Below are 8,821 nucleotides of genomic sequence, written 5' to 3'. Positions count from 1 at the left end.
CGGCCCGGGCCAGCGGGCGCGTCGCGCCGCGCCACAGCGGCTGCCACAGCAGGGCCTGCTGCCAGCGCAGCGGGCGGCGGGATGTGGCCACCGCCATCGGCCGGGCCGACGGGCCGGGCCAGCGCCCCCGGGGTGCGCGGCGCCAGCGGGCCAGCGCGGCGGTGGCCACCAGCACGGCGGCGAGTTGGGCCAGACCCAGGCCGCCCAGCCACAGGCCGCGGCCGGCGCCGCTCAGCCAGGCGGGCTGCTGGGCCAGCAGCAAGGCGCTGCCCGCCGCCTGGGCCAGGGCCCAGGGCAGCTGGGTCAGGGCCACCAGCGCGGCATCGGCGCGCCAGCGGGTGGCGGGGGGAATCGGCAGGGCGTGGTCCTGGGTGCGCCAGGCGGGGGACCAGAGCCAGGGGAAGCAGGCCAGGGCCTGCAGGGCGCCCAGCGTGGTCTGCAGCAGCAGCCCGCCCAGCCAGGGGCCCAGTTGGCCACCGCTGCTCCAGCGGGCCAGGGGCCAGACGCTGAACACCAGCGCGCTCTGCAGGCTGGCCCAGGCGCTGGGCAGGTCACCGGCGCAGCCGGCCAGCAGGGCCGCCAGCACCCCGGCCTGGCGGCGGCGGCGCCAGAAGCCCTCGCGCAAGGCCCGGGCGCTCCAGCGCCAGCGCAGGCGCAGGTAGCTCAAGGCGGGCGCGGACGGCGGTGGGAGGTGGGGCGGTGGCATGGCGGGCGGAGCCGGACGCTGGCGGGCACCTCCCCATGCTCGGGGGCGAGGATGAAGCTGGCGTGAGGCCAGCGTGAAGCGAGGATTAAGCCGGCAGGCGGGGCAGGGCGGGGGCGCCGGCCGCCACGGCGGTGCAGGCCTGGGCGCGCAGGGCCAGCACGGCGCCATCCACCTGGCGGTCGGCGATGCCACCCAGGCCACTGAGCACGCTCAGGGTGATGAGGGCGGCCCCGCCCAGGGCGCTGGCGCGTTGCAGGAAGGTGGGGGTCGGAACGGTGTTCATGGTCGGTCTCCAGCGGCCCGTCAACCCGGGGCCTGGGGGTTCAGGGCGGTGGGATGGGCTCAGCTGCGGCGGGCCGGGGCGCGCTCGGTCTGGGCCTGGGCCAGCTGGGTGCAGGCCTGGGCCTGGGCGATCACCTCGTCGACCTGGCGGTCGGCGATGCCGCCCAGGCTGTGCAGGATGGCGAAGGTCAGGGCGGCGGCCAGGCCCAGGGCGGTGCTGCGGGCGGTGACGGTGGTGAAGCTGCGTTGCATGGTGTCTCTCCGGTGGGCTGTCAGGGGCCCGTTTCCTGGGCCGATGGAGAGACTGTCGTCGCGCGGCGGGGCCGTCACCAGCGGCTTGCGACGAGGTGCGCGGCAGGCGGCGTGAAACGCGGCCGGCGCGGATGGACGGCGCCGCCGCTGGGGGGCTTTTCAGGCGCTTTCAGGCGCTGGCTTGCGCCTGGGAGGCCGGTGCGGTCTGTGCCGCCCACTCGGCCAGGGCCGCGGCCTCCAGCACCCGGCCCAGCACCAGCACCGCCGGGCTGCCCAGCTGCTCGCGGGCCAGGGTGTCCACCAGCGTGCCCAGGGTGGCGCGCAGCTGGCGCTGGGCCGGTGTGCTGGCGGCCTGCACCGCCGCGGCCGGCCAGTCGGGGCCCAGCCGGGGCAGCAGCTGTTCCACCAGGCGCGGGGCCTGGGTCACGCCCATGTAGATGACCAGGGTCAGGCCGCTGGCGGCGGCCGCGCCGATGGCGTCCCAGTCCGGCCCGGCGCCGCCGGTCTGCGGGTGGCCGGTCACCAGCATCACGCCCTGGGCATGGCGGCGGTCGGTCCAGCCGGTGCCCAGCGCCTTGACGGCGGCCAGGCCGGCGGTGATGCCGTTGACCACCTCGAACGGGATGCCGGCCTCGCGCAGCGCGGCGATCTCCTCGCCCGCGCGGCCGAAGACCAGCGGGTCCCCGCCCTTCAGGCGCACCACCTTCTCGCCGGCCAGGGCCTCGCGCACCAGCAGCTTCTCGATGAAGGCCTGGGGCGTGGACTCGCAGCCGCCGCGCTTGCCCACCGGCACGATGCGCGGCGCCGGGTCCAGCCCTTCCAGTGCGTGGGCCAGCACCTGTTCGCCCACCAGGTCGTCCACCAGGATGACCGTGGCCTGGCGCAGCACGCGCAGGGCCTTGAGGGTCAGCAGCTCGGGGTCGCCCGGACCGGCGCCCACCAGGTGCACGGTGTGGAGGACGGGGGCGGCGGGCAGGGGCATGGGGACTCCAGAACGGGCAGGGGCGTAGGCGGGGCCGGGCTCAGGTCCGGCCGGTGGTGTCGGCCGCGGCCCGGGCCGCGTCGCGCAGGGCCAGCAGCACGCGGCGCTGGCGGTCGATCGGGGCGGGCACCGGGCGCTGGCCGGCCAGCATGGCACGGATGGCGGCGGCGGTCTCGGCCGGGTCCAGGGAGGGCAGGTCGGGCAGCTCGGCCAGCGAGCCGCCCTGGGCTTCGACCGAGAGCACGTCGCTGAGCAGGCCCTGGACGAAGACCTTCAGGGCCGGGCAGCGGCGGGCGTCGGCCACCGGCTCGCCCTCGGTGCCGCGCAGCAGCAGGGCGTCGGCCTGGGTCAGCTCCAGAAATTGGGACAGGCTGATCGAGTATTCCGGGTGGGTGTGGTTGACCACCCGCACGCCGCCGGGCACGGCCGGCAGCAGCTTGGCCAGGGTGTGGCCGGGGTTGCGCAGGCCCAGCACGCGGCGCAGGGCCAGCAGCCGGTCCAGCGCCGGGTGCAGCACCGACAGTGGCATGAAGACCGGCTGGCCGGCCGCCCACTGGGCCTGGGCCGCCTCGGGGCTGAGCGCGGGCGGCAGGCCCAGGGCCTCGAAGACCTGGGCGCTGGTGACGCGGCCCGGGTCGGTCAGCGGCCCGTGCACCAGCACCGGCACGCCGTCGCGCGCCAGCAGCAGGGCCAGCAGCGGCGTCAGGTTGGGCAGCTTGCGGGCGCCGTTGTAGCTGGGCAGCAGCACCGGGGTGGATGGGGCGGCCAGCGGCAGCAGGCGGGGCCGCACCGCGTCCATGAAGCCGGCCAGTTCCTCGGCCGTCTCGCCCTTGATGCGCATGGCCAGGGCGAAGCCGCCCTTCTCCAGGTCGCTGAGCTGGTCGTCCAGCAGCTGGCTCATCAGGTCGCAGGCCTGTTCACGGCTGAGGGCGCGGGCGCCTTCCTTGCCGCGGCCGATCTCACGCAGGTAGGGGGCGATGCTCATGGTGCGGGCGGGTGCGAGACGAAGAGAGCCGTATTGTCAGGCCCGCAGAGCTGGCGGAGGACCGGAAGGTGCCCTCCGCCGGACGGATCACTTCGACGCAGCAGAGGCCGCCGCGGCAGCCTTGGCCGCCCGCTTCTCGGCCTTGGTCTTCTTCTTGTCGGCCTTGTCCGCTGCGCTGGCGGCGGCCGGAGCGGGGGCGGGCAGGGCGGCCGGGGCTGCCGGCTTGGCTGCGGCGGGGGGCGATGCAGGAGCAGCGGTCTTGGCGGGGGCCGGCTTGGCGGCCGGGGCCGGGGCGCCCTGGAAGGTGGCGCCGTTGACCGTCAGGCCGTTGGCCGAGAGCTTGGCGGCACTGGTCTCGCCAATGCCCTTGACGCGGCTGATCAGGTCTTGCCAATCCTTGAAGGGGCCGGCTTTGCGGGCATCGACGATCTTGCTGGCCGTGGCCGGGCCGATGCCCTTGACCGCGTCCAGCTCGTCGGAACTCGCCTTGTTGACATCCACGGCGGCGAACACGGCGGCGGACAGCAGGGCCAGCAGGGCGATGAACAGTTTCTTGAACATGGTGGTGTGTCCAGGTGTGTCGTTGGGGCGGGGCCTCAGGCCAGCTTCTCGCGCAGGAAGCTGACGAGGTAGGGGGTGGCTGCCGCGGCGATGGTCGAGGCGGTCGACGGGTCCACCCCGGCGCGCTCGGCCAGGGCTTCGGCCACCTTGCCGGAGATCACCCCTTCGCCGCCATCCACCAGGGACTTGAGAAAGCCGTCGCCGTGCACCAAGCCCGCCGCAAAGGCTGCGAAGAAGCTCTTGCCCGGGTGGTCGCCCATCAGGCCCGAGGTCTGTTCCTCGGTGTGGGCGTGGGCGGCCTCGGCGGCCACGCCCAGGTACTGCTGGGCGCTGTCACCATCGATACCCTGGGCATTGAGGCTGGCCAGGGCCTGCTGGCCATGCTCGGACGAGAGGAAATCGGAAACCAGTTCTTGTACGTCCATGGATCCTCCTGGAAAGGAAATGAAGGGGTTCAGACCCTTCACGGTAGTCCGGTCTGGCCCGTGGCCTCTGTCTGGAACCTGTCTGCAACCTGTCCGAGGCGGTGGGGCGGTGCAATGCCCGGGCCCTGTGGCACTGCGGCCACGCTCCGCACCAGACCGCGCAGCGCGGGGATGCAGGAGCCGCAGTGGCTGCCGCAGCGCAGGGTGGCGGTCAGCGCGGCCAGGCGCTCCTGCGGCGTGCCGGCGCAGCCCGCCAGGGTCTGGCGGATGGCGTCCTCCCGCACATTGAAGCAGGTGCAGACCTGGGGGCTGGCCGGCGCGGCGGCCTCGCCCACCAGGGCGCGGGCCAGCTCGCTCGGGGCCAGCAGCAGGTGGGCCGGGCCGGGCAGGGGCGTGTCGGCCTCCAGCAGCTGGCGCAGCCAGGCTTCGCCGCCGGTGTCGCCGGCCAGCCAGAAGGCCTGCAGCTGGGCGCGGCCGTCGGCATCGCGCTGCACGCGCAGGGCGCGGTCCTGCCGGGCTGCCGCGTCCTGGTAGCGCAGCAGCGCGGGGCCGTCCAGGCCCAGCAGGGCGCGGGCCGGGGCCAGCCGGGCCTCGTCCACCGGCGAGGCGGCGGCGCCTCGCAGCACCAGGCCCACCCGGCCCTGGGCGTCGGGCTCGCGGCCGAAGGGCAGCAGGCTGGCCCAGGCGAAGGCCGCCAGCAGCGGCCGCAGCTGCTCGCGCACCGCCAGGGCCTGCTCGGCCGGCAGCCAGGCCATGGCGGACAGGCGCCAGGGCAGGTCCACCTTCTCGATGGCCACGGCGGCGTGCTTGAGCTCGGGTTGCTTGGAGGTCGGGCAGAAGGCCGAGGTGGTCAGCGCGTTCACGCCGGTCAGGGCCTGGCCTTGCGCGTCCTGGCCGCTGAGCACCTCCTGGCCCCAATGCATGGGCAGGAAGGCCTGGCCGGCGACCAGGCCCTCGCTGGCGCGGGCCGGCAGCACGATGGCGCTCCGGCGCGAGGCCACGCGCACCAGGTCGCCGTCCTGCAGGCCCAGGCGGGCCAGGTCGGCGGGCGCCAGGTCGATGGCGGGCAGGCCCTCGTGGCCGTAGAGCCGGCCCAGCAGGCCGGTGCGGCTCATGCCGTGCCACTGGTCGCGCAGGCGGCCGGTCAGCAGGCTGAAGGGGTGTTCGGCATCCGGCACCTCGGCCAGCGGGCGCAGCGCCACGTCGGCGAAGCGGGCTCGGCCATCGGCGGTGGGGAAGACGCCGTCGCCGTAGAGCCGGCTGCGGCCTTCGCTGGCCCCTTCGGGGCAGGGCCACTGCTGCGGGCCCTTCTCTTCCAGCAGCGCATAGCTCAGGCCGGTGATGTCCAGGTCGCGGCCGCGGGTGGTTTCGCGGTGCTCATTCCAGATGGACTCGGGCGTGTCGTAAGGGAAGAGGGCGATGCGCTCGGGCGCGATGCGGGCGGCCAGACGGCGCGCCAGGTCGGTGGCAATCGCCCAGTCGTGGCGGGCCTGGCCGGCGGGCGGCAGCGCCGGGCGCACCCGGCTGATGCGACGCTCGCTGTTGGTGACCGTGCCGTCCTTCTCGCCCCAGGTGGTGGCCGGCAGCAGCAGGTCGGCATAGGCGCAGGTGGCGGGGGTGGCAAAGGCCTCCTGCACGATGACGAACTCGGCGCGTTCCAGCGCGCGGCGCACCATGGCCTGGTCGGGCAGGCTTTGCGCGGGGTTGGTGCAGACGATCCACAGCGCCTTGACCGCACCATCGGCGGCGGCCTGGAACATCTCCATCGCGGTGCGGCCCGGCGTGGCCGGCACGCTGGGAACGCCCCAGAGCCGCGCCACCTCGGCCCGGTGGGCCGGGTTGGCCAGGTCGCGGTGGGCCGAGAGCAGGTTGGCCAGGCCGCCCACCTCGCGCCCGCCCATGGCATTGGGCTGGCCGGTCAGGCTGAAGGGGCCGGCGCCGGGTCGGCCGATCTGGCCGGTGGCCAGGTGCAGATTGATCAGCGCGGCGTTCTTGTCGGTGCCGCTGGCGCTCTGGTTCAGGCCCTGGCAGTACAGGCTCAGCGTGGCGGGGCTCTCGCCGAACCAGCGCGCGGCGGTGCGCAGGTCGTCCTCGGCCAGGCCGGTCAGGCGGGCGGTCTCGGCCGGGGGGAATGCGCGCACCCGCTCGGCCAGGGCCTCAAAGCCGGTGGTGTGGGCGGCGATGTAGGCGGCATCGGTCAGGCCTTGCGCCAGCAGCAGGTGCAGCAGGCCGTGGTATAGCGCCACGTCGCTGCCTGGCTTCAGGGCCAGGTGCAGGTCGGCCAGGGCGGCCGTCTCGGTGCGGCGCGGGTCGGCCACGATCCACTTCTGTTGCGGGCGGGCGCGGCGGGTGTCTTCGAGCCGGCGCATCAGAATGGGGTGGGCCCAGGCCAGGTTGCTGCCGGTGATGAAGACCGTGTCGGCGTGGGCGAAGTCCTCGTAGCTGCAGGGCGGTGCATCGGCCCCCAGCGTGGCCTTGTAGCCGGCCACCGCGCTGGACATGCACAGGCGCGAGTTGGTGTCGATGTGGTTCGTGCCCAGCAGGCCCTTCACCAGCTTGTTGAAGACGTAGTAGTCCTCGGTCAGCAACTGGCCCGAGACATAGACGCCGATCGCGTCGGCGCCATGCTGCTGGTGGATGGCGGCCAGGCGCTCGGCGGCGGTGTCCAGCGCGCTGTCCCAGTCCACGGTGTGCGGTGTGGCACCGCGCCGGGTGCGGTGCATCGGCGCGAGCAGCCGGGTCTGGCGCTGCACGCTGTCGGCGGCGGTCAGGTGCAGCGTGGCGCCCTTGGTGCACAGCCGGCCGACATTGGCGGGGTGGTCCGGGTCGCCCCGCACGCCGGTGATGCGCTGGCCGTCGTGTTCGATCAGCACGCCGCAGCCGACGCCGCAGTAGGGGCAGGTGGAAGGGGTTTCGGTCATGGCTTGTCCTTGTGGGGCCGCGGGCTCAGGCGGCCTCGCGCCAGGCGGGGGCCTGGGCCGGGGTGGCGCCCTGGCAGGCGCGCTCGCCGAACATCAGGCGGTCGCGCAGCGGCCCCAGTGCGCGGCCCTCGCGCAGCAGCTCGAAGTACCAGGGGCCGTCGGCGGTGTCGCCGTACAGGCACACGCCCACCAGCCGGTCGCCCTGGAGCACCAGCTTCTTGTAGAGGCCGGCTGCCGGGTCGGACAGCAGGATGGCCTCGGTGTCCTCGCCGCCCATGAAGTCGCCGGCCGAGAAGAGGCGGATGCCGGTGACTTTCAGCTGGGTGTGGGTCTGGCTGCCCCGGTAGCGGCCGATGCCGAACTGGGCCAGGTGGGTGGCGCAGACCCGGGCCTGCTCGAACAGCGGCGCCACCAGGCCATAGGCCACGCCGCGGTGGGCCGCGCATTCGCCCACCGCGTAGATGCGCGGGTCGGTGACGGTCTGCAGCGTGTCGTTCACGACGATACCGCGCTGGCACAGCAGGCCGGCCTGCTCGGCCAGCGACGTGTGCGGCACGATGCCGGCGGCCATCACCACCAGGTCGGCCGGCAGCTCACGCCCGTCCTGCAGCCGCACCGCGTGCACCCGGCCGCGGGCATCGCCTTGCAGGGCGGCGGTCTGCGCGCCCAGCGCGAAGTCCAGGCCGCGCTGGCGCAGGCTGGCCTCCAGCAGCGCGCCGGCGGTCGGATCCAGCTGGCGGTTGAGCAGCCACTCGCCCAGGTGCACCACGGTGACGGCCATGCCGCGCAGGGCCAGGCCGTTGGCGGCCTCCAGGCCCAGCAGGCCGCCGCCGATGACCACCGCGTGGCGGTGGGTGCGGGCCGCCTCGATCATGGCCTGGGTGTCGGCGATGTCGCGGTAGCTCAGCACACCGTCCAGGTCCGCGCCCGGCACCGGCGGCACGAAGGGCTGCGAGCCGGTGGCGATCAGCAGGCGGTCGTAGGCTGCGGTGCGGCCGTCGGCCGCGGTCACCGTGCGGCGGATGCGGTCGATCTTCGTCACCGCCTGGCCCAGGTGCAGCGTGATGCCGTGGCGCGCATACCAGGCCAGCGGGTTCAGGACGATCTCGTCGAGCGTCTGCTCGCCGGCCAGTACCGGCGACAGCAGGATGCGGTTGTAGTTGGGGTGCGGCTCGGCGCCGAAGACGGTGATGTCGTAGAGGTCCGGGGCGATGCGCAGCAGCTCCTCCAGCGTGCGCACGCCGGCCATGCCGTTGCCGATCATCACGAGCTTCAACTTGTCCATGGGCGATCCGAAGGAAGGAAATGGGGTGAGCGAACGCCACCGCAGCCGGTCAGGGCCGCGGTCAGCGGGGGGAGGAGGAGGGGGTGAAGCGGGGCGCCGAGAACCGGCGGCCGGGCTGCGGGGTGAGGGCGCGGGCCGTGGGCCGCGCTCACCAGAACGGTGCTTCGTTGCACCGTGGCCCCGAACATGCAAGCGACGTGCCCAGCCTGGCTCATCGGGTCGCCACCGGCCTCGGGGGCGGGCGAGAATCGCGCGGTGTCCGCACCTCCTGCTGCATCACCTGGTCCGTCTCCCCTTGTGCCGCCCATGAACCTGCTGTCCCTGATCTGTCCCGATGACCGTGACCGGCCGGCGCTGCTGCCGCTGCTGCAGGCCGCGGGCTGGGCGGTGGGGGATGCGCCGCGCCAGCGTGGTGCGGCGCC

Annotated in this window: 7 protein-coding genes and 2 pseudogenes; all 9 read right to left on the bottom strand. The window is 74.4% G+C overall.

Translation table 11 applies throughout. The features are described from left to right. Positions 1 to 706: pseudogene (locus I73_RS07215) on the bottom strand (hypothetical protein); the annotation flags it as partial. 85 nt (positions 707 to 791) lie between these two features. After that, positions 792 to 989, bottom strand: a complete 198-nt coding sequence (locus tag I73_RS07210) for a hypothetical protein (protein ID WP_022979996.1) — start codon at positions 987 to 989, stop codon at positions 792 to 794. 59 nt (positions 990 to 1,048) lie between these two features. Further along, a complete protein-coding gene (locus tag I73_RS07205; RefSeq protein WP_022979995.1) occupies positions 1,049 to 1,240 on the bottom strand; it encodes a hypothetical protein in 192 nt (63 codons plus the stop codon). A 169-nt stretch (positions 1,241 to 1,409) separates the two neighbouring features. After that, entirely contained in the window at positions 1,410 to 2,222 is an 813-nt protein-coding gene (gene cobA / locus I73_RS26565) for a uroporphyrinogen-III C-methyltransferase (protein ID WP_022979994.1), read from the bottom strand. 40 nt (positions 2,223 to 2,262) lie between these two features. Next, on the bottom strand, positions 2,263 to 3,207 hold the full coding sequence (gene ybiB, locus I73_RS26560) for a DNA-binding protein YbiB (protein WP_022979993.1): 945 nt from the start codon (positions 3,205 to 3,207) through the stop codon (positions 2,263 to 2,265). An 87-nt stretch (positions 3,208 to 3,294) separates the two neighbouring features. Then, positions 3,295 to 3,768, bottom strand: a complete 474-nt coding sequence (locus tag I73_RS26555) for a helix-hairpin-helix domain-containing protein (RefSeq protein WP_022979992.1) — start codon at positions 3,766 to 3,768, stop codon at positions 3,295 to 3,297. Between the two features lie 35 nt (positions 3,769 to 3,803). After that, positions 3,804 to 4,193, bottom strand: a complete 390-nt coding sequence (locus I73_RS07185; RefSeq protein ID WP_022979991.1) for a hypothetical protein — start codon at positions 4,191 to 4,193, stop codon at positions 3,804 to 3,806. Positions 4,194 to 4,231: 38 nt separating this feature from the next. Next, a complete protein-coding gene (locus I73_RS26550) occupies positions 4,232 to 7,114 on the bottom strand; it encodes a nitrate reductase (protein WP_022979990.1) in 2,883 nt (960 codons plus the stop codon). Between the two features lie 43 nt (positions 7,115 to 7,157). Further along, positions 7,158 to 8,399 (bottom strand): annotated as a pseudogene (locus I73_RS26545) (NAD(P)/FAD-dependent oxidoreductase); the annotation flags it as partial. Between the last annotated feature and the right edge of the window lie 422 nt (positions 8,400 to 8,821).

Origin of the sequence: Ideonella sp. B508-1 (assembly GCF_000333615.1) — a bacterium.
Lineage (GTDB): Bacteria > Pseudomonadota > Gammaproteobacteria > Burkholderiales > Burkholderiaceae_C > Ideonella.
The sequence above is the reverse complement of the archived record's forward strand: the minus strand, read 5'-3'. Positions and strand labels throughout refer to the sequence as shown.